The organism is Fontimonas thermophila, from assembly GCF_900113085.1.
Taxonomy (GTDB): Bacteria; Pseudomonadota; Gammaproteobacteria; order Nevskiales; family Nevskiaceae; genus Solimonas; species Solimonas thermophila.
Window position 1 is genome coordinate 1 of sequence record NZ_FOOC01000015.1, and the last position, 26,655, is coordinate 26,655.

Consider the following 26,655-nt stretch of genomic DNA (forward strand, 5'->3'; position numbering starts at 1 on the left):
CTGCGCCATCCGTGGCGCAGCGCTCGTCGGCGTCGATTGCCACCGGCAATCGACGAAAAATCCGACTCGCCCTCCCAGATCAATGCCGATGCGCATCACTCGTTCCGCGATTGTTTGACCTGCACGACCTGCTGGAACGTCGGCCGATTGGTCCAGTGGATCGGTGCAACCTTGTAGAAGCTGATCGCCGTGTGCTCGACGGCGTCGTAGTCTTCGACGACTGCGCCGTCCTTGCCCGCTTGGTTGGGTAACTGCGAACCATCCCAGTTCGCCTGGTTGGACAGACCCCCCAGTTTTTGGAGCGCGGCGTCGAGCGCCGCGAGCACGGCCGCGCGGCAGGCCTGCGGATCATCACTGCCCGCACATTTGAGCGCGCGGTACGGTGTATGCCCCGGTCGGCCGAGCGCCATCTGCAACACGCGCTTGTGCATCTGAAACCAACCGAACTGGAAGGCCGAGCCCTGCTGGCGCGGTGCGTCGTACTCGCCCTGTAAAACGGGAATGCCGGCATCGGCGAGCTGCCGCACCTGGGGCAGAATCGTCCGGTGCAGCTCCGGATACCAGGCGTCCATCAGCACGACGGCGGCGCGGTGGTCATAAACACCGTCGTGGTCGCGGTCGCGGCGGTAGCCGCCGAGCCTGACGCCGCCGGGCCCCTCGGCCCCGATCCAGCCGTGGGAGCCGTCGGCGAGCCAGGCCTCCAGCAGATCGGCAACGGCCTGCTGATCGGCGTTGAGCTCACCGAATCGCATGATGGCCAGCAGCTCGGGCACGACTTCCTGGGCGCGCAGATCGGCAAAGGCCGCATCGGCGGCGATTTCGGTCATCGTCGCGATGTCATGCTTGCGGCCGGTTGCGGCAAACGCCTGCAGACGCTTGACCAATAGATCGGCGCGGTGAATCGGGCCGAAAGAACCGTTGCTGTCGGCCGCCCACCAGTCCCGCGCCGGGGAGTTGTTCCAGCTCTGGATCATGCCGCTTGGTGGATTGATCACCTGCGGGTGTGCGGACAGCGGCAGATAATCCCGCCATTCGAAATAGCCCTTCATCGGGTCGCCCTGCGCGATCGGCGTCGCCAGATTCGGATACGGCATATTGCCGCCAAAACTTGCGAAGAAGCCCGGCGGCAGGTTCTGCATCGAACGCCATTCGAAGCGGCCATCGCCCCACACCGGCAGCTCGGGATGCGCCTGCGGATGGCGGATCGGATACAGGCCGCTGTGGATGTAGCCGACATCGCGCTTGTCGACATACAGCCAGTTGAACGTGCCGGTGACGCTGTTGAAGAGCTGCTGAAAGCTCCGGGCATCCTTGACCGTGGGAGTCGTCGCCAACGCGAACGGCGGTGCGGTTTCCAGCTCGCCGAAGAAGGTCGAGCGCTGGATCGACAGGGCCACCGGCGCCCCCGCCACGGTCGCGGTCGCGAACACCGGGCCGTAGTGGGTACGCAGGATGAAGCGCTCGACCTGTTCCGGCAGCGGGCTGCCGCCGGAAGCGCCGCTGGCAACCGTGGGGTACGCGGTCCAGGTATCCGTGCGCCGGTAGAACCGGCGGCACTGCGGCCCGTTCCCGTCGCCAGCGTCGAAGAGGTAGCCGTCGGCGTCGGGGAAACCATCGCCGTCCCCATCCTCGCGCGAGGCCGGTGAACCATCGAGGTTGCACATCCGCGAGACGCGAATGTCGATCAGATCCGAACCCCCGGACGTGGCGGAGAACGCGTAGTCGATCCCGCGGCCGATGTTGATATAGGGCAGATCGCCGAAGACCACGCCGCGGCCGGCAAAATCGAGATCGGTGCCACCATTGGACTTGACCGCAACCTCCCACAGCAGCTGCGGCAGAAAATACGCCGCCTGGGGGCCCATCACCGCGATCGGATGGCCGTCCTGCGTGTGCTCGGCCGTCACTGCGATGAAATTGGACATGCGCCGCGGCAACGGCAGGCCGGCGCGCGCCAAGGCCAGACGTGCGCCCTCGAAGGGATCGAGCGAAGCACGCAGCACGCGCGGCGCCGCAGCGCGCAGCGCAACCCGCGACCCCGCCGTCGGGGCAGCCAGACCGCGCCGTGGAGCAAGCCCCCAGCCGACAATCTGCGGCAGCCCGGTGCGGGCGAGCGCGGGCAAGCCCGGCAAGCCCTGGGGCAGGCCGCCGGGATTACCGGCGCCAGGTAAACCACTGCCGTTGACGCGGAACACCACGCGCGTCTGCAGGCTGCCGGCATCCCAGATCGCAGTACCGGGCGGCAAGGCCTGCGGGCAGTCCTCGCTGACGCGCGCCGGCGACTGGGTCGCAAACGACTGCTCGATCGTGCGCGGCGTATCCGGGTCATCGGCGTGGCGCAGATCGCGCCACAGCCGGCAGGCGGCTTCCGGCAGGCTCGTCGTGCCCGGTCCGATGCTCGGATCCAGATGTTGCAGCAGGCGCAGGTTCTCGTGCTCTCCGCCGCCGCCGACGGCGAAGATCGACTGGATCAGAATCGCCGAGGCGACGATGTCATTGCGTGTCCACGGTGCCGGCGGAAAACGCGGCCCATCGACCGGCGGCACCTGCAGCGCCAGGCTGGAATACTCCGGCGGCACCGCCGAGGTGTTGGCGACATCCTCGATGTAGGCATTGATGCCGGCGACCATCATGTCGAGATCGCGGAGAATGCGCTCGCCGAGCGGACCGAACTTGGCCCGCGCGCTCTCGACCATCGCGGTCAGCTCCTCCTCCGAATAACCGGCGACGACGGCGAGATCGGCATCGAACGCATAGGTATCGGCAAAGCCGCCCAGATACTCCGAGAAGCGGCCGCGGCCAATGTGGCGCAGCAAGTCGTGCAACCAGAGGCGGTCCTGCGCCGAGGCATAGCCGAGACCGAACTGCGCCGCATCCCGATCCTCGCCTTCGACAAACGGCACGCCCCAGCCATCGCGCCGGATCGTCACCCTCTTGCCTTCCGGCGTGGTCAACTCCAGCGTCGAGACCACGACATCTGGCTCAAGACCCTCGTGCTTGTAGTAATTGCAGACGAGATCCGACTGTTCGATGTGTTCGTCGAGGTTGTTGGGCGGCGTGCACGGCGCCGCCTTGAGCGGGGATCGGGCGTAGGCAAGATTGCCGTAAAGCTCGAGTTGGTCGTTGAAGTTTGGCGGCGGGACAGTCGGCTCCTGCTGCGGCGCACCGACGCCGCCCGCGGAATTGCCATTGCTGCCCGGCGGAATGGCATTCAGGAAAATGCTTTCGCCACCGCTGCTGCCGCCCCCGCTGCCGCCAGCGGTGGTCCCGATCGGCCGTTCGCTGCTCCCGCAGGCGTGCAGGAACACCACAAGACCTAACACAGCGATACGCGCTTGCCACCTAAAATGATCCATCGTCTCCCCCGACAAAACGAGGCTGCAGGTCCGGCGGCCCACACCTATTCCGCAGCTCGACATTTCACCGCAGATGGATACCGCTGGCCAAGCCCTGGACGATGCGTCCAACGTCGTGCCGGTCTGCGCCCTGCCCAACGGCGCACTGGAGGCTTTGCTCGCCGGCTATGGCCTGCGCATCGCCCACGTCGCCGAGGGTACACCCATCCCCGGCAGCTACTGGGGTGGACGCGAAGCCGGCCTCATCGGCGATGTCCTTTATCTGCGCGCGGACACGCCGGTGCACTCGGCCCTGCACGAAGCCGGCCACTGGATCTGCGCCGACTCTACCCGCCGCGCCAGACTGCACACCGACGCGCATAGCGACGAGCTCGAAGAACGTGGTGTCTGCTACCTGCAGGCCCTGCTCGCCGAGCGGTTGCCCGGCTATTCACGCGCGCGCCTGTTCGCCGACATGGACGCCTGGGGATACCATTTCGCGCTCGGCCGTGCGGATGCCTGGTTCGCGCACGATGCCGAGGATGCGCGCACATGGCTGCGGCGGCACGGCCTGATCGACGCCGCAGACCGGCCCACCGGCAGGCCGCGCATCGCCTAGCGAATCGAGCACATTCCTTGGCTACAATGCCGTCGATGCGTGGATCGGCCTTGCGACAATCGCTGTTCATCCTGGCGCTGGTCTTGAGCCAGTGGCTGGCGATTGCGCATGCCGCCGCCCATCCGGCTCTCGCCCTCGATCTCGACTGCGCGATCTGCCTGCACGCGCAGGGTCACCACGGCGCACTCCCCGGCGCGGCGCCAACACTGCCGCCGACACCTGCCCTCGGCGCCGTACCCGAGGCCGCGCCACCCGCTCGCACGTGCACCGCAGCGCCGGTGCACCAACCCATCCGGGGTCCTCCAGACCGGTCTGTCTGAACTTTCCGAACCACGACCGACCTGCGCATCGCCCGGGGGCGATGCGCGCATTTGACGAGGATTTCCGATGCATCTGATCATTCGGGGCGCCCACCTGCGGCGCCCGAGCCTGTTTGCCTTTTCCCTGCCCGCGCTGTGCGCGGCACTGACCCTGCCTGCAGCCGCACAGAGTGACGGCGCCACGCCTGCCGGGCCACCGACCCAGCTCGAGACGATCATCGTCACCGCAAACCCGCTGGGACGCACCGCCGATGACCTGGTGCAGCCGGTGAGCGTGCTCACCGGCGACGAACTCGACGCCAAGCGCCGCGCCACGCTGGGCGAAACGCTTGAGCTCGAACCGGGCGTATCCAGCACCGATCTCGGCACCGGCGCCGGTCGGCCGGTGATCCGCGGCCTTGCCGGACCCCGTGTCGAGATCCTCGACAACGGCTTGTCCACGATGGATGTGTCCGACTTGAGCCCCGACCACGCCGTCGCGCTCGACACGGCCCATGCGCGCCAGATCGAGGTGCTCAAGGGTCCTTCGACGCTGCTCTACGGCAATGCGGCTTCCGGCGGCGCGATCAACGTCAAGGACGACCGCCTGCCCGATATGGTGACGCCGGGCTTCCATGCCACGCTCGAAGCCGACTACGGCAGCAACGGCGATGCCCGCCGCACGCACAGCGAGTTCGATTACGGGGTCGGCGAGCACCAGCTCCATGCCGACTTCGGCTGGCGCGAGGCAAGCGACTACGACATCCCCGGCGCCCAGCACGCCGACGGCGATGGCCCCACCGGAACCTTGCCCAACAGCTTCGCGCGCGCACGCTCCGGCGCCCTTTCCTACAGCTTCGTCGGGAACGACGGAGACATCCTGGGGCTGTCGTACAGCCGCTTCGAAACCCGCTACGGTCTGCCGTTCGGTCATCATGCCGAAACCCCGCAGGGATTCATCGAGCTCACCCAGAACCGCTACGACGTACGCGGCGTGCTCGACCAGCCGCTGGCCAGTCTGGAATCGTTGAGCCTGCGTCTGGGCTACGCCGACTACACACACACCGAGTTCGAAGCGCCTGGCGTGATCGGTACCGTGTTCGACAACGAGCAGGTACAAGGGCGCCTGGAAGCGGTCCATACGCCGCTCGCCGGCCTGCGCGGTGTCGTCGGCGTGCAGTTCAAGGACCGCGATTTCCAGGCGCTCGGCGAAGAGGCCTATGTCCCGCCGGTACGCAGCCGTTCGACGGGGCTGTTTGTGGTGGAGGAGCTACCGGTCCGCTTCGGCCGAATCGAGTTCGGAGGGCGCATCGAACGTAACCAGAACGATCCGCAGGACGCACCGGCGCGTGACTTCACGCCGCTTTCACTCGCTGCCGGTGCCGTCATCGATGTCGGCGCGCAGGGTCATGTCAAGCTCTATCTGACGCAATCGGAACGTTCACCGGTGCAGGAGGAGCTGTATGCCTTTGGCCCGCATGCGGCGACGGCGACCTACGAGCGCGGCAACATCGATCTTGGAAAAGAACGCTTCGATAACATCGAACTGGGATTCGACTACCACGACGGTCGCTGGACGCTCGATGCCAGCTTCTTCTACAACCGCGCCCGCGACTACATCTATCTCGCCGAGGTCGACGCCGGCCTCAACGCCGATGGCAGCGGCACCGGGAATGCGGATGGCATGGCCGACTTCGTCGACGAGGAGGGGCTGTTCGATCCCCAAGGCGAGTTCCTGCTCGTCGATTATCGGCAGGCCGACGCGAGGCTGTGGGGCTACGAGCTGGAAGTGGGCTATGCCCTGCTGCGCGACGGCCCGCTCATGCTCACCGTCAATGCCTTCACCGATGCCGTGCGCGGCACGTTCGAAAGCGGCGGCAACCTGCCGCGGATCACGCCGCGCCGTCACGGCCTTGCCCTCGAAGGCCAGAGCGGGCGCATCCGCGCCGGACTGCGCTACGTGCGCGTGGACAAACAGGATCGTGTCGCCGCACTGGAAACGCCCACGGCAGGCTACGATCTGGTCAACGCCGATCTGTCCGTGCGCATCTTCGGCGCTGCCGACCACGGCGACCGCGCCGAGCTCTACCTGCGTGGCACGAATCTGACCGATGCGGAGATTCGCCGGCACACCTCGTTCACGAAAGACGACGTTCCGGCACCAGGCCGTTCGCTGTACGCCGGATTGCGCTACGTCTTCTGAAAACGCCTGCCGTCGAGGCAGCGATGCACCCAATTCTGTATGCAAGCCGGTTCGCGTCAGGTGCGCGCCTTGGCCTGGTTGGCCACCGCCTCGGCGGCCTTGCGCGCGGCCTCGGCATCGCCGAGATAACGGTGGGACTTCACGCTCAAATCCTCGCGCAGCTCGAACAGCAACGGAATGCCGGTCGGGATGTTGAGATCGATGATGTCCTTGTCGGATACGTTATTGAGATATTTGTAGAGCGCGCGCAGCGAATTGCCGTGCGCGGTGATCAGCACGGTCTGGCCCGCCTTGAGCTGCGGCGCGATCACGTCGTGCCAGTACGGCAGGACGCGGTCGAGTGTGGTCTTGAGCGATTCGGTCGCCGGCAGAACGTTCAGATCGAGCTTGGCGTAGCGGCGGTCGTACTTCGGATGGCCGCCGTCGTTGTCGCCCAGTGGCGGCGGCGGGATGTCGTAAGAGCGGCGCCAGATCTTCACCTGCGCCTCGCCGTGCTTGGCCGTGGTCTCGGCCTTGTCCAGCCCCTGCAAGGCACCATAGTGCCGCTCGTTGAGCCGCCAGGTCTTGTGCACCGGCAGCCACATCTGGTCCATCACGTCGAGTGCGGTGTAGAGGGTTCGGATCGCCCGGCGCAGGACGGAAGTGTGGGCGACGTCGAACAGCAAGCCTTCCTCGCGCATCAGCTCGCCGGCCTTGATGGCCTCCTGACGCCCCTGTTCGGTGAGATCCACGTCGACCCAGCCGGTGAAGCGGTTTTCGAGATTCCACTGGCTCTGGCCGTGGCGGAGTAATACGAGCTTGCGCATGGCATCGCTCCCTGTGCGTGTGATGGTCATCGTCTGTCGAGCATCGCGGGACTACCGTCTAGCGTCGCCAATCGGCAGCCAGCGAGCGGAAATAATCGAGCGCCTGCGGATTGGCCAAGGCCTCGGTATTTTTCACCGGTTCGCCATGCAGCAGGCTGCGCACCGCAAGCTCGGTGATTTTACCGCTGATCGTGCGCGGAACCTCGGGGCACGCGAGGATCCGGGCCGGCACGTGGCGGGGAGTCAGGGCGCTGCGGATCGCCTCCTTGATGCGGCGCACGAGCGCATCGTCGAGCACGCACCCCTCGCGCAGCCGCACAAACAGGATCACGTCTTCGTCACCATCGTGGCGGTAACCGACGACCACCGATTCCAACACTTCCGGTTGTGCATCGACGATGCGGTAAATCTCGGCGGTGCCGATGCGCACGCCGCCGGGATTGAGCGTCGCATCCGAGCGCCCGCTGATGATGAAACCGCCATGCGCCGTGATTTCGGCAAAGTCACCGTGATGCCAGACGCCTGGGAAGCGGGCGAAATAGGCGGCGCGGTAGCGACTGCCGTCGGGATCGTTCCAAAAGCCGATCGGCATCGATGGAAACGGCCGTGTGCATACCAGCTCGCCCGGAGCGCCGCGCCGCGGCCGGCCGGCATCGTCGAAGACCTCCACCGCCATGCCCAGGCCAGGCCCCTGGAGCTCGCCGCGGTAAACCGGCGTCCATGGGTTGCCGAGTGCAAAGCAGGAGATGATGTCGGTGCCCCCGGAGATCGACGCGAGCTGCACATCGGCCTTGACCGCGCGGTACGCGTAATCGAACTGCTCGGGCATCAGCGGCGAGCCGGTGGAGAACACTGTGCGCAAGGAACCGAGATCGTGCATCCGCATCGGCTCATAGCCGGATTTCTCGAGCGCGGAGAGGTATTTCGGGCTGGTGCCGAACTGGTTCAGGCGCTCGCGTTCGGCGAGCCGCCACAAAGCCTCGGGACCGGGGTGAAACGGCGAGCCATCGTAGAGCACCACGGTCGCACCGGCAGCGAGCCCGGACACCAGCCAGTTCCACATCATCCAGCCGCAGGTCGTGAAAAAGAACAGGCGGTCGCCCGGCGCGACGTCGGACTGCAAGACCAGTTCCTTGAGGTGCTGCAGCAGCGTGCCGCCGACACCGTGGACGATGCATTTGGGTTTGCCGGTCGTGCCCGAGGAGTAAAGAATGTACAGCGGCGCATCGAAAGGCACTGGCGCAAAACGCAGCGATGCACCGCGCACGCGGTAATCCGGCATCGACACCGCAGCGGGCAGCATCGATGAATCCGGCACCTCGTCGAGAAACGGCACGAGCACCAGGCGCTTGAGGCCCGGTAATCCAGCGGCGATCCGGGCCACGCGCGTGCGCGTATCGACCGGTTTGCCAGCGTAGGTATAGCCGTCGCAGGCGAACAAAACCTTGGGTTCGATCTGGCCAAAGCGTTCGAGTACGCCGGATTCGCCGAAGTCCGGAGAACAGGACGACCACACGGCGCCCAGGCTCGTCGTCGCCAGCATCGCGATGACGGCCTCGAGCGTATTCGGCAAAAAACCGGCGACACGATCGCCGACGCCGACACCGTCCGATGCCAGCGCCGCGGCGACTTCGGCCACACGCCCGCGCAGATCATCGCGGCTGAGTTCGCGACGGCGGCCGCGTTCATCGATGGCGATCACCGCCGGCGCCGACCCGGCGTGTCGCAGCAGATGCTCGGCAAAATTCAGGGTCGATCCGGGAAACCAGCGGGCGCCGGGCATGCACTGGGCGTCTTCGAGAATCGCCCGCGGCGGACTTGCCGCACGCAGCGCGCAGAATTCCCAAACCGCACGCCAGAAGCGCTCGGGCTGGTCGATCGACCAGCGCCACAGGGCTTCGTAGTCCGGCGGCGAGAATCCGAGCGGGCGCGCAAACCGCGTCAGCGCGGACGATGCGATACGCTCGGCCGGGGGCGTCCAAAGAGGTCGGGAATCCGTTTTCATCGAGGCACCGGTTTTGCTTCAGCACACAGTGCACGCAAGAATCGGCCTGCCCGAGCGGCAGTGGCAAGAGGCTTTGGCGCACCGGGCGGGCTTACACACAGGTCACGCGCCGCTCGATCCGGCCGAGCCGGCTCGCCGGCGCACGGCCGAGCACGGCACTGATCCAGCGTCCGGTCTCGACGAGACGGTCGAGATCGACACCGGTATCGATCCCCAGTCCATGCAGCATGTAAACGAGATCTTCGGTCGCGAGATTCCCCGATGCCCCCTGGGCATAGGGACAACCGCCGAGACCGGCGACACTGGCATCGACCACGCGCGCGCCTTCTTCCAGACAGGCGTAAACGTTGGCGAGCGCCTGTCCATAGGTGTCGTGAAAATGCAGTGCCAGACGGGCTGTCCCGACCGCATCGGCGCAGGCGCGGAACAGCGCGCGTGCACGGCCTGGCGTGCCGACGCCGATGGTGTCGCCCAGTGAAATTTCATAACAACCGAGATCGGCCAGCGCGCGCACCAGGCGCACGACCTCGGCGGGCGCAACCGCGCCCTGGTAGGGACAACCCAGCACGGTTGAGACATAGGCGCGGACCTTGAGCCCGGCACGGATTGCCTCGGCGACGACCGGAGTGAGCCGCTGTAGCGCTTCGTCGGTCGTTGCATTGATGTTCCGGCGGTTGAAGGCATCGCTCGCGGCGATGAACACGGCGATCACCTCGGCGCCGGCGGCGCGGGCGCGTTCCAGACCCTGCAGATTGGGGACCAGCACCGGATACGCCACGCCGGCCCGACGGCGCAGGCCGGCGAGCACCTCGGCGGCATCGGCCATCTGCGGCACCCACTTCGGCGACACGAAGCTGGTTGCCTCGACGACGGGCAGACCGCATGCCGCCAGCCGCTCGATCAGCTCGATCTTGGTGGCCGCGGGCACGGGCTGTTTCTCGTTTTGCAGCCCATCGCGCGGCCCGACCTCGACGATGCGCACGGCCGCCGTCGTTGTCGCGCCGGTCACGACACCGCCCCGTCGCGTGCGTCTTCGAGATACTGATTTTTCAGACGCACATAGTGCCGTGCCGAGTACAGCAACTGCTCGCGCTCGGCGGCAGTCAACGCGCGCGCGGGCTGTGCTGGCGCGCCGCGGTAGAGCCATCCCGAGTGCAGATGCTTGCCTGGCGGCACGACGCTACCGGCGGCGACGAGCACGTCATCCTCGATCACCACCCGATCCATGACAATCGCACCCATGCCGACCAGCACACGGCTGCCGATCGTACAGGCATGCAGCACGACATGATGGCCGATGGTGACGTCATCGCCGATCACCAGCGGCACGCCGCCAGGCGAATAAGGACCATCATGCGTCACATGCAGCACGCTCAGATCCTGCACGTTCGTACGTGCCCCGATGCGCACGGCGTTGACGTCGCCGCGGATTGCAACGAGCGGCCATACCGAAGCATCCGCACCGAGTTCGACATCGCCGACGACTTGCGCCGAGGGGTCGATCCAGACACCGGTGCTCAGACGCGGGCGCCGTCCGCGATATGGCCGGATCATGGCGCAACCGGGACCGGCCGCGCTGGATCGGCACCAGAATCCTCGATCGGTCCGGCCGGTGACGGCGGCAGTTCCTGCGTGCGCAGATCGCGGGTGTCTTCGATGATCAGCGGCGTCGCCTGAATCTCGACCGGGCGCCGGACGGCCTGCGGCGTCTTGACCGTGCGCTGGATGAAATCCTCGATGTTGTCGAGGACATCGGCGCGGCCACGCAGATAAGACGCCAGCGAACCGATGACCATCGCGTGCGACAGCGACTCGTAGATCACTGTCTCCACCGGACCGCCGGCCTTGGCCACCGCACGCGCGAGATTCTCGGTGTTCTTCACCGGCACCACCTTGTCGTCACGGCCATGGATCAGCAGCAGCGGAGGATTCTGGCCATCGACATAGTAGATCGGCTGGGACAGTGCGAACTTCTCCACCGGGCCGAAGATGTCGCGCAGATCCGGCGCGGTGATCGGCATGAAGTCATAGGCGCCGGCGAGGCCGATCATGCCGCGCAGCCAGGTGCGGCTACCGCCAACGGCCTTGAGATAGTCTTCGTTGAGCGCGAGCAGCGCAGCGATGTGCGCGCCGGAGGAATGGCCCATGACGAACAACTGCGCGGGATCGCCACCGTAGGCACGTGCGGCATTACGCGCCCAACGCACCGCCCGTGCGGCATCCTCGACGAACGCCGGAAACCGCACCGCGGGGTATTGGCGGAAATCCGGAATCACTGCGACAAAGCCGCGCGAAGCCAGCGCCTGACCGACGAACTTGTACTGGTTCTTGTCGCCCTCACTCCAACGCCCGCCGTGGAAAAACACGACGACCGGCGCGCCACTGGCCTGCTCGGGCTGATAGACGTCCAGGGCCAGATTGAGGGTGCGGTCGTACAACAAACCGGGCGTCAGCCGGTACCCGGTGTCGGCCGAGAAACGGTTGAGCATCTGCGGCGTAGCGCAGCCTCCCAGGACCGCTGCGGCGAACACTGCAAATACGGCAAGTCGGCGTGAAATCATCGTGTTGGATCATCCCATGGACGGCATAATGGTAGCGCGCGCAACCGAATTGCCGCATGCTTCTTTCGTCTTCTCTAAAAGATGACCGGTGGGGGCTGGTCACCATGATCACGACATTCATCTGGCTGGCAATCGCCGCAGCGCTGGGCGTCTACGTCATCCTGCTCTACAACGGGCTGGTCGCGCTCAAGCACGGCGTCGCCAAAGCCTGGAGCAATATCGACGTGCTGCTCAAGCAGCGCCACGACGAGTTGCCCAAATTGGTGGAAACCTGCAAGCAGTACATGCAGTTCGAGCGCAAGGCGCTGGAGAAAATCATGGCGGCGCGCGCCGCGGCCAATGCCGCGCGCGAGAAAGGAGACGTCAAGGGCGTCGGCCAGGCCGAGAGCGCGATGCGCCTGGGCCTGGGCAACATCATCGCCACGGTCGAGGCTTATCCGGATCTCAAGGCGAACGCGTCGATCCAGCAGCTACTCGGCCGCATCACCGGATTGGAAAACGCGATCGCCGACCGTCGCGAGTTCTATAACGAGGCAGTCAATCTCAACAACATGCGCATCGAACAGTTTCCGGACGTGATCGTCGCCCGGCTGTTCGGTTTCGGCCCGGCGGAGCTGCTCGTGTTCAGCGAAGAAGAAAAAAAAGACGTGGATGTGCGCGAGCTGTTCCGCAACTGATCCCGCGTGAGCGCGAACACCGACGTCCTGGCGCTGCTCGCGCAGGATCTCGCCGCGACCAGCCCTGGAACGTTCTGGCTGTGGACCACCCTCGGGCTCATCGCCGCGATCGCGAGCTTTATCACCGCCTTTGCCGCCTTGCACAGGGCGCGCCTGATCGAAAACACGCCGACTTCCCGCATCCGCTCGGCCGCGCAAGGCTATGTCGAACTCGAGGGCGATGCCCGCTGGCTGCCCGGACCGCAGATCCGCTCGCCGCTTTCTGGCGAGCCTTGCTGCTGGTGGCGCTACCGCATCGAACAACGACAGACACACACGTGGTACGGACGGCGTACGACGCGCTGGCGGACCATTGCATCCGGCGTCTCCGATGAGTTGTTCCTGCTGACCGACGCCACCGGCGAATGCATCGTCGATCCGCACGGCGCCCGCGTGCATCCCAGCGTCAGGCGAACCTGGCGCGGCCCGACACCGCGGCCCGGACGCAGGCCGGACGGACCGTCGTGGCTGCAATTCGGCGACTATCGCTATCACGAGGAGTTGCTGCAGGTCGGCGACCCGGTGTACGCGCTGGGCTGGTTCCACACCCCATCCACTTATGAATCGCTCGACGAAACCTCCGCACTCATCGAACGGCTCCAGCAGTACAAGCGCGATCGCAACACGCTGCTCGCCCGCTTCGACGCCGATGGCAATGGGTACATCGATGCGCAGGAGTGGGAACAGGCGCGGCGCGCCGCGCTTGAGGAAGTGCGCGCCGAACGACTGCAGCGCGCGCTGGATCCCGATCTGCACGTCCTCTGCCGCCCACCGGACCGCCGCCCCTACCTGCTCTCCACCCTGACCCAGGCAGCGCTCGCCCGGCGGTACCGCGCCGGCTTTGCGATTCTGTTTGTTTTTTCAATTATTTCTTGGACTTGCAGTATTTTTGCCGTGCTTGCGCGGGGGTGGCCATAGCGAGCCGGGTGAAACGCCCAAAGCGTCCGTCAATCAGGTGCTTAGAAAATACTCACTGGAAATCGGCCGGCCCGATCCCCAGGATATGCCCCCCGTTTGCCTCCGTAGCCGGCCATGGACAACCCCCTGCTCGCGGACCCCATCAGCACCCCCCTGCCCCCCTTCGACCGCATCCGCCCGGAGCACGCGGAGCCTGCGCTGGATCAGGTGCTCGCGCAAAACCGCGATGCCCTGGATCAGCTCCTGCAGCCCGGGCGCACACCGAGCTGGGAAAACCTGATCGAACCACTCGAGGAACTCAACGACCGGTTGCAGCGAGTCTGGGGGCCGGTGGCCCACTTGTTCAGCGTGTGCAGCACTGCACAATGGCGCAAGGCCTACAACGCCTGTCTGCCCAAGCTCACCGCCTACAGCATCGAGCTGTCGCAATCCGAGCCGCTGTACCAAGCCTATAAGGCGATCGCCGAAAGCCCGGACTTTGGCACCTTCAGCGCGGCGCGGCGCAAAGTCGTCAGCGATGCGTTGCGCGATTTCCGCCTCTCCGGCATCGGCCTGCCGGAAGCGGAAAAAGCGCGTTACAAGGCATTGTCGCTGCGGCTGTCCGAGCTGCAGACCAAATTCGAAGAGAACCTGATGGATGCGATCCAGGCGTGGAGCAAGCACGTCGAGGACGAGGCGCTGCTCGCCGGTATGAGCGACTCCGCCAAGCAGGCCGCGCGCGAGAAAGCCGCCGCCAAGAACCTGGGCGGCTGGCTGCTGACGCTGGATTTCCCCAGCTACGATGCGGTCATCACCTATGCCGACGACCGCGAGCTGCGCCGGGAGATCTACACCGCCTATGCCACGCGCGCTTCCGATCAGGGCCCCCATGCCGGGCAGTACGACAACGGTCCGCTGATCGAAGAGATTCTGGCCCTGCGCCACGAACTCGCACGGCTGCTCGGCTTTGCCAACTATGCCGAGCTGTCGCTGGCCACGAAGATGGCCGAATCGACCGCGCAAGTCGAAGAATTTCTCTGCGAACTGGCGCAGCGCGCCAAACCGCGCGCCGTCGCCGAACTCGAGGAGCTGCGACGCTTCGCCGCACAGACCGACGGTCTGGCCGACCTGCAGCCCTGGGACATCGCCTATTACTCCGAAAAGCTCAAGGAACGGCAGCTCGGTCTCAACGAGGAAACCCTGCGGCCGTACTTCCCGCTGCCGGCGGTGCTGCGCGGCATGTTCGGCCTTGTCGAACGGCTCTACGGCATTCGCATTGAACCGGCACCCGGAATCGCGGTATGGCATCCCGACGTCAGCACCTGGGCACTCAAGGACAGCCAGGGCGCCGAATTCGGCCTGTTTTATCTCGACCCGTATGCGCGTCCCGAAAAGCGCAGCGGCGCCTGGATGGACGAATGCATCGGCCGCCGCCGGATCGGCGAGCGCGTGCAAAACCCGTCTGCCTATCTCGTCTGTAATTTCACGCCTCCGCTGCCCGGCCAGCCGGCGCTGCTGACACACGAGGAAGTGCTGACGCTATTCCACGAGTTCGGGCACGGCCTGCACCACCTGATGACACGGGTCGATGAGGCCTCGGTCTCCGGCATCCGCGGAGTGGCCTGGGATGCCGTCGAGCTGCCGAGTCAGTTCATGGAAAACTGGGCCTATGACCCGACGACGCTGCGCAGTTTCGCGCGCCATTGGCAGACCGGTGAACCGCTGCCGGACGAGCTGATCGAAAAATTGCGCGCCTCCCGCACGTTCCAGTCGGGCCTGGCGACGGTGCGCCAGCTCGAATTCGGCCTGTTCGATCTGCGTCTGCATCGCGACTATGACCCGGCCCGGGGAGCGCGCCTGCTGGAGACGATCGATGCGGTACGCAACGAAGTGGCGGTGATCAAACCGCCGGCATTCAACCGCATGCCGTGGAGCTTCTCGCACATCTTCGCCGGCGGCTACGCGGCGGGTTATTACAGCTACAAATGGGCGGAAGTGCTCTCCGCCGATGCCTTCGCGGCCTTCGAGGAAGCGGGCTTTGCGCCGGAAACCGGCATCCGCTTCCGCGACACCGTGCTCGCCCAAGGCGGTTCCAAGGAAGCGATGGAATTGTTCATCGAATTCCGCGGCCGCAAACCGAGCGTCGAGCCGCTACTGCGCCACAGCGGGCTGCTCGACGACCCGCCACCGCCAATCCGCGTGCCGGCCAGCGGCCACGACGCGCGCCTGTGACGTCACGCGCTTATACCGGCACAGTGCCAAGAAGGGGGATTCTGCGAATCTATTTCACCTCGAGCATGCCGACTTGCTTGTCGTTTTCGTCGACGGTGACAAGACGCACCGTAAAACCCCAGAGGCGGTGCACGTGCTTGAGCACCTGCTCGGCGGCCTCGTCGAGCGGCCGGCCGCGATGACGACGGTGGCGCAGCGTCAGTGAACGATCCCCGCGGCGCTCGTAGCGCACGATCTGCACGTCGGGAATCTGGTAGTCGCGGTTGTACTGCGCCGCCAGCAGCCGGCGCAGGCGCCGGTAACCCTGATCATTGTGGATCACGTCGACGAAGAGGCTGTCTTCGCCTTCGTGATCCGCGATCGCGAACAACCGGAATTCGCGCATCAGCCGCGGACTCAGGTACTGGGCGATGAAAGACTCGTCCTTGTAGTTGCGCATCGCAAAATCCAGCACCTTGCGCCAGTTACGGCATCCGGCGATGTCCGGGAACCAGTGACGGTCTTCCTCGCTCGGCGTCTCGCAGATGCGGCGCAACTCGGTGAACATCGCATAACCGAGCGCATATGGATTGATGCCTGCATAACCGCGCTGATCGTAGCCACGCTGGGCGATGACGTTGGTGTGCGCGGCAAGCACCTCGAGCATGAAGCCGCTGTCGACGAGACCTTTGTCGAACAGGCGATTGAGGATGGTGTAATGCCAGAACGTGGCCCAGCCTTCGTTCATCACCTTGGTCTGGCCCTGCGGATAGAAGTACTGCGCCATCTTGCGCACGATGCGCACGATCTCGGCTTGCCAGGGCTCGAGGCACGGCGAATGTTTCTCGATGAAATACAGCAGGTTTTCCTGCGGCTCGGCCGGAAATGAGGGCTCGGCACGCATCCCCTTGCGCTCGCGTCCGCGCGATTTTGCCGGCAGCGTGCGCCAGATCTCATCGAACTGTTTCCATGCGTGCCTTTCGCGTTCGATCTGCCGTCTGCGTTCCTCCTCGACCGACAGCGGGGCCGGATGGTGATAGCGATCGACGCCATGACTCATCAGCGCATGACAGGAATCGAGTACTTCCTCCACTGCCTCGAGGCCATACCGCTCCTCGCACTGCGCGACGTATTTTTTGGCGAACACCATGTAATCGATGATCGCCTCGGCGTCGGTCCACTGACGGAACAGATAATTGCCCTTGAAAAAAGAGTTGTGGCCGTAGCAGGCATGTGCGATCACCAGGGCCTGCATCGCCATCGTGTTCTCCTCCATCAGATAGGCGATGCAGGGGTTGGAGTTGATGACGATCTCATAGGCCAGGCCCTGGTGCCCCTTGCGGTAGAGATGCTCGTTGCGGATGAATTCCTTGCCAAAGCTCCAGTGGGAGTAACCGATCGGCAGACCCAGCGAGGCATAGGCGTCGAGCATCTGCTCGGAGGCGATGATCTCGATCTGGTTCGGATAGCAGTCGAGGCCGAATTCGCCGACGGCAATCTCGCGGATCGCGCGGTCATAGGCATCGATCAGATCGAAAGTCCACTCGGCGCCGGTGGACAGCGGCCGCGCCGCAGCCACGGCACCGGCTGCACCGGCCGTCTGGGCCACATCGGTCGCCTGGCCCGCAGCGGTTTTCCGCTCATCCACCGTTGCAGAAATCACGCTGCCTCCCGCGCGAACAGTTCGCGCAGCACCGGATATATGCCGTTGCGCGCACTCACGCTTCTCATCGCGAAACGTTCATCCTCGATACGGCCGTAGGTATGCGCCAGCGAACCGGTACGTCCGGGCTCGTCGGGAACTTCGACGTAGGCGAAATAGCGCAGTCGCGGCAACAGCTTCTCCTCGAGAAAAGCCCGGCTCTTCTCGGGATCGGCACCAAAGGCATCACCATCGGAAACCTGTGCGCCGTAGAGATTCCAGGTCGAGGCGTCGTAACGTGACGCGATAATCTCGTCCATCAGCTTGAGCGCGGACAGCACGACCGTACCGCCGCTTTGCGTGCCATAGAAGAAAGTCTGCTCGTCCACCTCCTGCGCGTTGTCCGTATGGCGGATGAAAATCAGATCGACACGCTCGTACTTGCGGCTCAGGAACAGATAGAGCAGTGCAAAAAAGCGTTTGGCCAGATCTTTTTTTTCCTCGGTCATCGACGCCGAGACGTCCATCAGACAGAACATCGCCGCGCGCGCGACCGGTTGCGGCTCGCGCACGCGGTGGCGGAACCGCAGATCGACCTCATCGAGAAACGGTAGATGGCGAATCCGGGCGCGCAGACGCTCCGCCCGTCGCAGCAGCTCGGGCGTCGGCGCCCTCTGCAATGCCGCCTCGACCTCGCAAAGCTCGCGCTGGAGTGCGCCGCGCAGCGCGATCCGCCTAGCAGTCGCATTGCGCAGCGAGCGCAAAATGGACAAATTCGCCGGCACGCCGCTCGGCGTATAACCGGCACGCCGCCATTTGTACTCGCGCACGTCGCCCAGGACATTGCGCACGAGCCGCGGCAACTCCAGGTCGTCGAAAAACAGATTCATGAATTCTTCGCGCGACAGGCTGAAGACGAAATCGTCCTGCGCATCGCCCTCGCCCTGCCCGCCTGCTGTACCGCGCTCTGGCGGTGGCCTCGGAATGCGATCGCCGGGCGAGAAGCTGTGGTTGCCGGCGTGCACGATCTCGCGATCACCACCCTTGCCGTGACGGAAACTCGGCTCGGAAATGTCCTTGATCGGGATATTGACGGTGCCGCCACGCTCCATGTCGGTGATCGAACGCTTCGACACCATCTGATCGACCGCGCGCTGGATCTGCGCCTTGTATCGACGCAGAAAGCGCTGACGGTTGACCGCGTTCTTGTTCCGGTCGTTGAGCCTGCGGTCGATGATGATGCTCATGGGTTTGGTCGGCCGTCATCAGGATTGATGGGCGAGCGCGCTTGCAAAGCCGGTGCATTGGGACGGTGCCATGCCTGCGGCCGTGCAGTACGCATGGGTCGTCACGAACTCTTGCGGACGCGCAGGTACCACTCGGAGAGCAGACGCACCTGCTTTTCCGTATAACCCTTGGCGACCATGCGGCTGACGAAGTTCTCGTGCTTTTTCTGATCCTCGGCCGAGGCCTTGGCGTTGAACGAGATCACCGGCAGCAGCTCCTCCGTGGACGAGAACATCTTCTTTTCGATGACTTCGCGCAGCTTTTCGTAGCTGGTCCAGTGCGGGTTCTTGCCGCCGGACTGGGCACGGGCGCGCAGCACGAAATTGACGATCTCGTTGCGGAAGTCCTTGGGGTTGGCGATGCCGGCCGGTTTTTCGATCTTCTCCAGCTCGGCGTTGAGGGCGTTGCGGTCGAAGCACTCTCCCGTCTCTGGATCGCGGTAGTCTTCGTCCTGGATCCAGTAGTCGGCGAAGGTCACGTAGCGGTCGAAGATGTTCTGGCCATACTCGCTGTAGGACTCGAGATAAGCGGTCTGGATTTCCTTGCCGATGAATTCGGCGTAGCGTGGCGCGAGCCAGGCCTTGATGAATTCGAGATAGCGACGCTTCTTGTCCTCCGGCAGATGCTCGCGCAGGATGCGTTGCTCGAGCACGTACATCAGGTGCACGGGATTGGCCGCCACCTCGGTCTGGTCGTAGTTGAAGGTCGCCGACAACACCTTGTAGGCAAAACGCGTGGACATGCCGTCCATGCCCTCGTCGACACCGGCGTAGTCGCGGTATTCCTGTATGGATTTGGCGGCGGGGTCGGTGTCTTTGAGGTTCTCGCCGTCGTACACCCGCATTTTCGAATAGATGCTCGAATTCTCCGGCTCCTTGAGCCGGGTGAGCACCGACCACTGCGCCATCATTTCGAGCGTGCCCGGGGCGCACGGTGCGTTCGCCAGCGAGCTGTTGCGCAGAAGCTTTTGGTAGATCTTCACCTCCTCGGAGACCTGCAGGCAGTACGGCACCTTGACGATATAGACACGGTCGAGGAAGGCTTCGTTGTGCTTGTTGTTGCGGAAGCTCTGCCACTCGCTCTCGTTGGAGTGCGCCAGGATGATGCCGTTGAAAGGAATCGCCGAGAATCCTTCCGTGCCTTTGTAATTGCCCTCCTGCGTCGCCGTGAGCAGCGGATGCAGCATCTTGATCGGCGCCTTGAACATCTCGACGAACTCGAGCAGACCCTGATTCGCCAGGCACAGACCGCCGGAGTAGCTGTAGGCATCCGGATCGTCCTGGGCATAGGTTTCGAGTTTGCGGATGTCCACCTTGCCGACCAGCGACGAGATGTCCTGATTGTTCTCGTCGCCGGGTTCGGTCTTGGTGATGGCGATCTGCTTGAGCACCGACGGCTGGATGCGCACGACCTTGAAGCGCGTGATGTCGCCGTCGAATTCGGCGAGACGCTTGATTGCCCACGGCGAGGCGATCCCGGTCAGATACCGGCGCGGAATGCCGTATTCTTTCTCGAGAATGGGCCCATCGCGCTCGGGTGAGAACAGACCCAGCGGGGATTCATTGATCGGCGAGCCCTTGAGCGCGTAGATCGGATACACCTCCATCAGGCTTTTCAGCCGCTCGGCGATCGACGATTTACCACCACCGACCGGCCCGAGCAGATAGAGAATCTGCTTGCGCTCCTCCAGCCCCTGGGCGGCATGCTTGAAGTACGCGACGATCTGCGCGATCACGTCCTCCATGCCGTAGAACTCGCGGAACGCCGGATACCGCCGGATGATACGGTTGGAGAAGATGCGCGATAGCCGCGGATCGTTGCGCGTATCGATGATCTCGGGTTCACCGATGGCGGCGAGCATGCGCTCGGCAGGCGTCGCATAGGCCATCGGATCGCGCTGGCATAGCTGGAGATAGTCGATCAGCGACATCTCCTCCTCGCGCGCCTTCAGGTAGTGGCTACGGAAACTCTCCACGATACTCATCAGCGACCTCCGCTCGATGACGATTCCGGATCTCGCGCGTAGCCATCAGGTTACGCCGCATCCGCGGGCTCTGCATCTGCCTGCGCAGCGCGCATCCGATACAGGCGCCACGCAGCACCCTGCATCCTCCATGCCAGAAGACCATGCCGCACGCCCGTGGTTCGCGTCGGCAGGACGACTTTGCGCAATCACCTGACCAACGGCGCCGCGCCGTCCTCGCGGACACGGCGGTGTATGCTGCGAATTCCTGCCTGCACCGCCGCCTTGTGATGAAAATCGCCACCTGGAACGTCAACTCCTTGCGCGTACGCCTGCCGCAGCTGCTGGACTGGCTGAAAACCCAACCCGTCGATATCCTGGGCTTGCAGGAAACCAAGCTCGTCGATGCCGACTTTCCGTACGCTGAATTGCGGGACGCCGGTTACCATGCGGTGCACAATGGGCAAAAGACCTACAACGGCGTGGCCTTGCTGGCACGGCAGCCGCCGGAAGACGTCGTGCGGGACATACCCGGTTTCGCATGCGAGCAGAAACGCGTCATCGCCGCGACCATCGCCGGCATTCGCATCATCAATGTCTATGTCGTCAACGGTCAGGCCGTCGGCAGTGACAAATACGCCCACAAACTGCGCTTCCTCGACGCCCTGCGGGCCTATCTCGCCGAAGAATTGCAGCGCCACCCGCTGCTTGCGGTGACCGGCGACTTCAACATCGCCCCGGCGCCAGAGGACACACACGACCCCCAGCTCTGGGAAGGCCAGATCCTTTGCTCGGAACCCGAACGATCCGGGCTGCGCGCCTTGTTTGACTTAGGGCTCAAGGACAGCTTCCGCCTGTTCGAGCAGCCACCCAAGAGTTTTACCTGGTGGGATTACCGGCAGGGCGCTTTCCGCCGCAACATGGGCCTGCGGATCGACCACATCCTGCTGTCGCCGGCGCTCGCGGCGCGCTGCCGGTCCTGCCGTATCGATGTTGCACTGCGCAAACACGAGCGCCCCTCCGACCACGCACCGCTGATCGTGGAACTCGATTCGCCGGCAACCGCCTGAGCAGCCGTTCACTGTTCAACCCATCCTGCGCCGATTTAACATTGGCCTATCCCGTCTTCGCGCAGGCTGATCATGAGCGCACGCAGACGCAACCACTACGACGTCACCAACACGGTCTGCATCTGTGACCCGCGCACTGTCTGCAATGCGGTCTGCGATCTGCTCGGCGCACTATATCCGGATGCCGACTTGCAGCCGGTCAGGTGCGCTTTTGAGACCTTCGGCCGTCTGTACACCGGCACCTTGCCGGGCTATCTCGGGTGCGACACCTGGTATCACGATGCCCAGCACAGTCTGGACTGCACGCTGGCGATGGTCCGGCTGCTCGACGGCTATGAGCGCAGCGTGCCCGCGCGCGAACGCCTGGGCGCACGCCGTGCCGTGCTCGGCGTGATCGTCGCGCTGTTCCACGATGCCGGTTACATCCGCCGCAGCGACGACAAGGCCCGCAACGGCGCCGAATACACGCTCACCCACGTGCGCCGCAGCGGCGATTTCCTGGCCCATTTCCTGCCGACGGTCGGGCTTGCGGCCGATGCCGAGCTTGCACGGCGAATCGTGCATTTCACCGGGTACGAGATCGCGCTCGACCAGATCCAGGTGCGCCATCCCAAAGACCGGCGGCTTGGCTTCATGCTCGGCACTGCCGACGTCCTGGCACAGACCGCCGATCGCTGTTACCTGGAAAAATGCCGCGACTTCCTGTTCCGCGAGTTCGCGCTGTGCGGACTCGCCGGCGACGGCCACGATGCGGTGTACCGCTCACCCGAGGACTTGCTGGCGAAAACGGTCGACTTCAACCGCAAGCTGTGGCAGGAGCGGCTCGACGGCTATTTCCAGAGCGTACACCGCTACCTCGATGCCCATTTCGGCGGACGCAACCCATATGTCGAACAAATCCACGCCCATCTCGTGCGCATCGATTGCCTCGTCCGTGAGAACCGGCTCGATGCACTGCGCCTGCGGCCGGTCGCCATCGGCGCCCAGGCCCTACGCAAGATCCTGAGCGTGCGACAGCCCGAGCGTGCGCGCCGGCCGCAAAGACTCATGCATCGGGCGCGTCGGCGCGGCGCATCCCGGGCGATGCGGCGCAGATCACGCGCAACACGTTGACCCGCACCCGGGCGCCGACGCCCGTTCGGCGCTCTATTCGAACGCGATCGGCACCGCAAGCCGGCGCGCGCGGCCGTCTGGCGGTGGCGGCAACGGCGAGGCCCGGTGCACCAGATCCAGCGCCTCGGCATCGAGCATCGCTGCACCGGCGCTGCGCTGCAGCACCAGTGCCGACACCCTGCCGTCGGCTGCCACATGGAAGGCGACCACCGCCGTGCCGCGCACATCGCTGCCGATGAGCGGCTGGCGATGGCGCTGCAGATGCGCGCGCACGCGCGCGTAATACCCATCGCGTCCGCCGCCGCCGACCTCGCCCGGCTCTGTGGCGGCGGCAGCCACCGACGCTGGTCCGGGCGATGACGAAGCGGACGGATGCAAGCGCAGTTCGAGCACCGATTCAGCAGCCTGCCCGGCGCCGTGCCGGGGCCCGCTGCTGTTCTGATCGTGCGGCTCGGCACCGGTGCTCATTCCACCCAGCAGCAGCGCATGCAACAGCAGGGCAAGGACGGCTGCACAAGGCCAGCGCCACGGGGATGCGGTCGTCGGTCCTGCCATCAGCGTCGCACCACCAGCAGTTGCACACGGTCGGCACCACCGGCCTGCAGATCGGCGAGCACGGCAAGAACACGCGCCGCCGGTGCACGCGCATCCGCGCGCAGCCGCAGCCGGGTCGCCCCACTGCGTAGCCGCCAATCGGCGAGCCGCGCATCCTCGATCGCGACCCCGTCTGCGTACACCGCACCCCGCGCGTCCATCTCGAGCAGCATCGCGCTGGAATCGGCCACCGTCGCTGCGCTGCTGCGCGCAAGCACACCGGCACGGTCCGGCGCGCCGACCTGCGCGAGCATCACAAAGAAAGCCAGCAGCAGCAAGATCACATTGAGCACCGGCAGCATCGACATGCCGGTGGTCAAGCGGCGTGGGTAGGACAGCTTCATGGCCGCACGTGGATCCGCACACCGGCGTCGCGCAAACGGTCGAGCACATCGACCAGATCCTGGAGCCGTGCGTCAGCACCGGCGCGCAGCTGCAGCGCGCGCCCGCGCGATTCGTGCACGAGCGCATCGATTGCAAGTCTGCGGCCATCCAGCTCGACGTAGCCGCCCGCGCGCACGATGACCTCGGCAACCGTTTCCATCCCGGTCATACCGGATGCCACGTGCAGCTCGATCGCGCGCGGCGGCGCGGCCCGCCCGGCGAGCATGAAGAAGAACAGCAGGATGAAAACGACATCGACCAGCGCGGTCAGTGCCAAACGGCTGTGCCGGCGCCTTGCCCACTCAAGCCGCATCGGCGCGCGGTCGGGTGAAAAGTTGCGTCAGCGCCGCCTCCATCGCCAAGCGATGACGTTCGACGACGCGTTCGAGCGCGTTCTGCACGGCGAGCACCGGCATCGCGATCGCAAGCCCCGCCGCGGTGGTCAGCAGCGCCTGCCAGATACCGCCGGCGAGCAGCTCCGGTCGGACCTCGCCGCCGCTGGCTTCGAGCGCGCGGAATGCTTCGATCATGCCGAGCACGGTACCGAACAACCCGAGCAGCGGCGCGATCTGGCCGATCAGCTCCAGGGCACCCAGCCCGCTGCGCATGCGCTCGAGCCGGGCCACGGCATCCTGTGCGGCGCGCTCGCGTGCCTGTTCTTCGCGCACACCTGGTTCGGCCAGTGCGGCGATCGCGGTGGCGAGAACTCCGGCCAGCGGCGTGCGCTCACCGGCGAGCTGGGCCAGAGCCTGTTCGGGACAGCGCCGACGCCAGGCATCCAGCGCCCGCGCGACGCGATCGCCGCGCGGCAAACGCCATTCCCAGAATTCCCAGAGCTTGACCAGGATCAACGTGGATGCGACCAGCGACAGCGCGACGAGCAGCAGCATCGCCACCCCACCCAGTTGCAGCCACTGCGCGAGCATGGCCTACGGTGCTGGCATCGTGATAGCCACGGCGCCGTGACCGACCCCGCGTGGATCGCTCGCCGCCTGCAGCACGTCCCGGGCGGGCTCCCAGCTGACGATCTGCAGATTGCCCCAACGGCCATCGCTCGGCTGCAGACGGTGGCCAAGCGCCGCCAGCGCCATCCGCTGCGCGGGATCGAGCGCATCCGCCTCGAGCTGCACGACATCGGGCAGGTACTGGTGATGCAGGCGTGGCAGCGCAACGATGCTGTCGGCATCCAAGCCCGCGATCCAGGCGAGGATGCCCTGGATCACCATCGTGATGATGCGGCTGCCGCCGGGCGTGCCGATCACGAGCAGGCCGCGCGGCCCTTCGACGAAGCTCGGCGTCATCGACGACAGCGGCCGCTTGTACGGCGCGATCGCATTGGCCTGCGCGCCGACGAGGCCGTAGGCGTTGGGCGCGCCGGGCGATGCGGCGAAATCGTCCATTTCATCGTTGAGCAGCACGCCGGTGCCAGGCGCCATGAAGCCCGATCCGAACGGCAGGTTGATCGACAGCGTCGCAGCAACGCGATTGCCCTGCGCATCGAGCACCGACAAATGGGTGGTGTGGGTGCCTTCCGTGAACAGTGGCGCTGGCGGCAGCGCCGCGCTCGGGGTGGCGCGTGCGCGGTCGATACTGCTGGCCAGCGCGACGGCATGGCTGCGCCCGGACAACCGCATGAGGGGCACAGGCACGAAATCCGGGTCGCCCAGATACGCGGCGCGATCGCGATAAGCGCGGCGCAGCGCTTCGATCAACAGGTGATGGGCCTCGACGCTGCCGTCGTCGCGCCAGCCCAGCACTTCGAGCTGCTGGAACACCTGGGCCAGAGCGACACCACCCGCGGACGGCGGCGGCGCGGTGACGATGCGGTGAGCGCGGAACCAGGTCACCAGCGGCGTGCGCTCGACCACGCGATAACGGCGAAGGTCCTCGGCAGTCCACAGGCCGCCGGTGCGTTCAACCGCCTGCACCAGGCGCTGTGCGACCGCGCCTTCGTAGAAACCGGCATGTCCGCGCTCGGCGATCTGCGTGAGCGTCCACGCCAGATCCGGCTGGCGCAGCAGCGCACCGGCTGGTAGGGGTTCACCCTCCGGCATGAACACCTTGCGCGCCGCCCACGACAGGCGGTCGCGCTGGGCTGCGATCGCAGCCGCAAGTTTGCCGTCGACGGTAAAGCCATCGCGCGCGTAGCCGATCGCGGGGGCGAGCAACTCGGCGAGCGGCTTGCTGCCATAGCGCTGCGCGATCCACGCGAGCGCCGCCGGCTCGCCCGGAATCGCCGCGGCCAGCACGCCATCGCGCGAGCGGCGCTCATCCGGCTTGCCCTCGGCATCGAGATACATATCGCGGTGAGCGCGGCCGGGTGCGGTCTCACGACCGTCCACGAAGACTTCGAAGCCGTCGCTCGCCCGGTGTAACAGCCAGAAGCCACCGCCGCCAAGACCGGATCCCGTCGGCTCGACGACGGCGAGCGCCGCACTGGCCGCCACCGCCGCGTCGAAGGCATTGCCACCCTCGGCCATGACCTGCATGCACGCCTGGGTCGCCAGGGGATGGGCGGTGGCACAGGCATAACCGGGTGGACGCGCGGGCAATGCCGCGGCAGCGGACGCCGCCCATCCCAGCCAGACCACACACCAACACCCTGCCCATGAACGTGCAGGCATGCGCGCGCCAACCGTTCTACCCATCGCAAGGCCGGTCGTGGGCGGTTGCGGTTGTCGGCGCTTATTCATTTTTTCAGACCGCTGGTCAGCCGTTGGTATTTCGCCATCAGCTGTTCGTGGGTTTCGACGTGATCGGGATCGAGTGGAATGCAGTCCACCGGGCACACGGCGCGGCATTGCGGCCTGTCGAAGTGACCGACACACTCCGTACACAGCTGCGGATCGATCTCGTAGATCTCCACACCCTGGTAGATCGCGTGATTCGGGCAGACCGGCTCGCAAACGTCGCAGTTGATGCACTCGTGGGTGATCTTCAGCGCCATGCC

The 26,655-nt window shown here is 65.3% G+C and carries 23 protein-coding genes; 8 read left to right on the forward strand and 15 right to left on the reverse strand.

What is annotated here, in order from left to right:
* Positions 1 to 95: 95 nt before the first annotated feature.
* Positions 96 to 3,356, reverse strand: coding sequence for a penicillin acylase family protein (locus tag BMZ48_RS11530; protein ID WP_159431168.1), 3,261 nt, complete (start codon positions 3,354 to 3,356; stop codon positions 96 to 98).
* 73 nt (positions 3,357 to 3,429) lie between these two features.
* On the opposite strand from BMZ48_RS11530, the gene BMZ48_RS11535 reads away from it, so the two are divergent.
* The 3 genes from BMZ48_RS11535 (at position 3,430) to BMZ48_RS11545 (ending at position 6,456) form a co-directional block, all read left to right on the forward strand.
* Positions 3,430 to 3,954, forward strand: coding sequence for a hypothetical protein (locus tag BMZ48_RS11535; protein ID WP_091535387.1), 525 nt, complete (start codon positions 3,430 to 3,432; stop codon positions 3,952 to 3,954).
* Positions 3,955 to 4,004: 50 nt separating this feature from the next.
* The gene (locus BMZ48_RS11540; RefSeq protein ID WP_234981629.1) at positions 4,005 to 4,274 is read left to right on the forward strand and encodes a hypothetical protein; all 270 of its coding nucleotides are present in this window, start codon (positions 4,005 to 4,007) and stop codon (positions 4,272 to 4,274) included.
* Positions 4,275 to 4,341: 67 nt separating this feature from the next.
* A complete protein-coding gene (locus BMZ48_RS11545; RefSeq protein WP_091535402.1) occupies positions 4,342 to 6,456 on the forward strand; it encodes a TonB-dependent receptor in 2,115 nt (704 codons plus the stop codon).
* 56 nt (positions 6,457 to 6,512) lie between these two features.
* On the opposite strand, the gene gpmA is transcribed toward BMZ48_RS11545, so the two are convergent.
* From gpmA to BMZ48_RS11570, 5 genes are all read right to left on the reverse strand, one after another.
* Entirely contained in the window at positions 6,513 to 7,262 is a 750-nt protein-coding gene (gpmA, locus tag BMZ48_RS11550) for a 2,3-diphosphoglycerate-dependent phosphoglycerate mutase (RefSeq protein WP_091535503.1), read from the reverse strand.
* A 58-nt stretch (positions 7,263 to 7,320) separates the two neighbouring features.
* Positions 7,321 to 9,267 carry an acetoacetate--CoA ligase gene (locus tag BMZ48_RS11555; RefSeq protein WP_091535416.1) on the reverse strand — a complete coding sequence of 649 codons (1,947 nt, stop codon included), beginning with the start codon at positions 9,265 to 9,267 and terminating at the stop codon, positions 7,321 to 7,323.
* A 91-nt stretch (positions 9,268 to 9,358) separates the two neighbouring features.
* Positions 9,359 to 10,276, reverse strand: coding sequence for a hydroxymethylglutaryl-CoA lyase (locus BMZ48_RS11560; protein ID WP_200769615.1), 918 nt, complete (start codon positions 10,274 to 10,276; stop codon positions 9,359 to 9,361).
* Positions 10,273 to 10,821, reverse strand: coding sequence for a gamma carbonic anhydrase family protein (locus BMZ48_RS11565; RefSeq protein ID WP_091535418.1), 549 nt, complete (start codon positions 10,819 to 10,821; stop codon positions 10,273 to 10,275). The genes BMZ48_RS11560 and BMZ48_RS11565 overlap by 4 nt, the downstream gene beginning before the upstream one ends.
* Positions 10,818 to 11,828, reverse strand: a complete 1,011-nt coding sequence (locus tag BMZ48_RS11570; RefSeq protein ID WP_091535422.1) for an alpha/beta hydrolase — start codon at positions 11,826 to 11,828, stop codon at positions 10,818 to 10,820. Before BMZ48_RS11570 ends, BMZ48_RS11565 begins: the two co-directional genes overlap by 4 nt.
* A gap of 104 nt (positions 11,829 to 11,932) precedes the next feature.
* Here BMZ48_RS11570 and BMZ48_RS11575 point away from each other — a divergent pair, with 104 nt between their 5' ends.
* The 3 genes from BMZ48_RS11575 (at position 11,933) to BMZ48_RS11585 (ending at position 15,673) form a co-directional block, all read left to right on the forward strand.
* A complete protein-coding gene (locus BMZ48_RS11575; RefSeq protein ID WP_091535426.1) occupies positions 11,933 to 12,505 on the forward strand; it encodes a LemA family protein in 573 nt (190 codons plus the stop codon).
* Positions 12,506 to 12,511: 6 nt separating this feature from the next.
* Complete coding sequence (locus tag BMZ48_RS11580; protein WP_091535427.1) at positions 12,512 to 13,462, forward strand: GIDE domain-containing protein; 951 nt, start codon at positions 12,512 to 12,514, stop codon at positions 13,460 to 13,462.
* 114 nt (positions 13,463 to 13,576) lie between these two features.
* Entirely contained in the window at positions 13,577 to 15,673 is a 2,097-nt protein-coding gene (locus BMZ48_RS11585; protein WP_091535429.1) for a M3 family metallopeptidase, read from the forward strand.
* A gap of 49 nt (positions 15,674 to 15,722) precedes the next feature.
* On the opposite strand, the gene BMZ48_RS11590 is transcribed toward BMZ48_RS11585, so the two are convergent.
* The 3 genes from BMZ48_RS11590 to BMZ48_RS11600 all read right to left on the reverse strand — a co-directional run bounded on the left by BMZ48_RS11590 (position 15,723) and on the right by BMZ48_RS11600 (position 20,565).
* Positions 15,723 to 17,261, reverse strand: a complete 1,539-nt coding sequence (locus BMZ48_RS11590) for a SpoVR family protein (protein ID WP_091535506.1) — start codon at positions 17,259 to 17,261, stop codon at positions 15,723 to 15,725.
* A gap of 50 nt (positions 17,262 to 17,311) precedes the next feature.
* A complete protein-coding gene (locus tag BMZ48_RS11595) occupies positions 17,312 to 18,541 on the reverse strand; it encodes a YeaH/YhbH family protein (RefSeq protein WP_091535433.1) in 1,230 nt (409 codons plus the stop codon).
* 101 nt (positions 18,542 to 18,642) lie between these two features.
* On the reverse strand, positions 18,643 to 20,565 hold the full coding sequence (locus tag BMZ48_RS11600; RefSeq protein WP_091535435.1) for a PrkA family serine protein kinase: 1,923 nt from the start codon (positions 20,563 to 20,565) through the stop codon (positions 18,643 to 18,645).
* 269 nt (positions 20,566 to 20,834) lie between these two features.
* On the opposite strand from BMZ48_RS11600, the gene xth reads away from it, so the two are divergent.
* Together xth and BMZ48_RS11610 are read left to right on the forward strand one after the other, a co-directional pair.
* Entirely contained in the window at positions 20,835 to 21,614 is a 780-nt protein-coding gene (xth, locus tag BMZ48_RS11605; RefSeq protein ID WP_091535507.1) for an exodeoxyribonuclease III, read from the forward strand.
* A gap of 72 nt (positions 21,615 to 21,686) precedes the next feature.
* Positions 21,687 to 22,727 (forward strand): hypothetical protein, encoded by a 1,041-nt coding sequence (locus tag BMZ48_RS11610; RefSeq protein ID WP_091535438.1) that lies wholly within the window; start codon positions 21,687 to 21,689, stop codon positions 22,725 to 22,727.
* Between the two features lie 33 nt (positions 22,728 to 22,760).
* On the opposite strand, the gene BMZ48_RS11615 is transcribed toward BMZ48_RS11610, so the two are convergent.
* From BMZ48_RS11615 to BMZ48_RS11640, 6 genes are read right to left on the reverse strand one after another with little or no spacing between them, the layout of a single operon-like run.
* A complete protein-coding gene (locus BMZ48_RS11615; RefSeq protein WP_091535442.1) occupies positions 22,761 to 23,282 on the reverse strand; it encodes an energy transducer TonB family protein in 522 nt (173 codons plus the stop codon).
* Entirely contained in the window at positions 23,282 to 23,665 is a 384-nt protein-coding gene (locus BMZ48_RS11620; protein WP_091535443.1) for a biopolymer transporter ExbD, read from the reverse strand. The genes BMZ48_RS11615 and BMZ48_RS11620 overlap by 1 nt, the downstream gene beginning before the upstream one ends.
* A complete protein-coding gene (locus BMZ48_RS11625; protein WP_091535444.1) occupies positions 23,662 to 24,018 on the reverse strand; it encodes an ExbD/TolR family protein in 357 nt (118 codons plus the stop codon). Before BMZ48_RS11625 ends, BMZ48_RS11620 begins: the two co-directional genes overlap by 4 nt.
* The gene (locus BMZ48_RS11630) at positions 24,008 to 24,631 is read right to left on the reverse strand and encodes a MotA/TolQ/ExbB proton channel family protein (protein ID WP_091535460.1); all 624 of its coding nucleotides are present in this window, start codon (positions 24,629 to 24,631) and stop codon (positions 24,008 to 24,010) included. The genes BMZ48_RS11625 and BMZ48_RS11630 overlap by 11 nt, the downstream gene beginning before the upstream one ends.
* 3 nt (positions 24,632 to 24,634) lie before the next feature.
* A complete protein-coding gene (ggt, locus tag BMZ48_RS11635; RefSeq protein ID WP_234981631.1) occupies positions 24,635 to 26,353 on the reverse strand; it encodes a gamma-glutamyltransferase in 1,719 nt (572 codons plus the stop codon).
* Between the two features lie 41 nt (positions 26,354 to 26,394).
* Entirely contained in the window at positions 26,395 to 26,652 is a 258-nt protein-coding gene (locus tag BMZ48_RS11640) for a YfhL family 4Fe-4S dicluster ferredoxin (RefSeq protein WP_091535466.1), read from the reverse strand.
* Positions 26,653 to 26,655 lie beyond the last annotated feature (3 nt).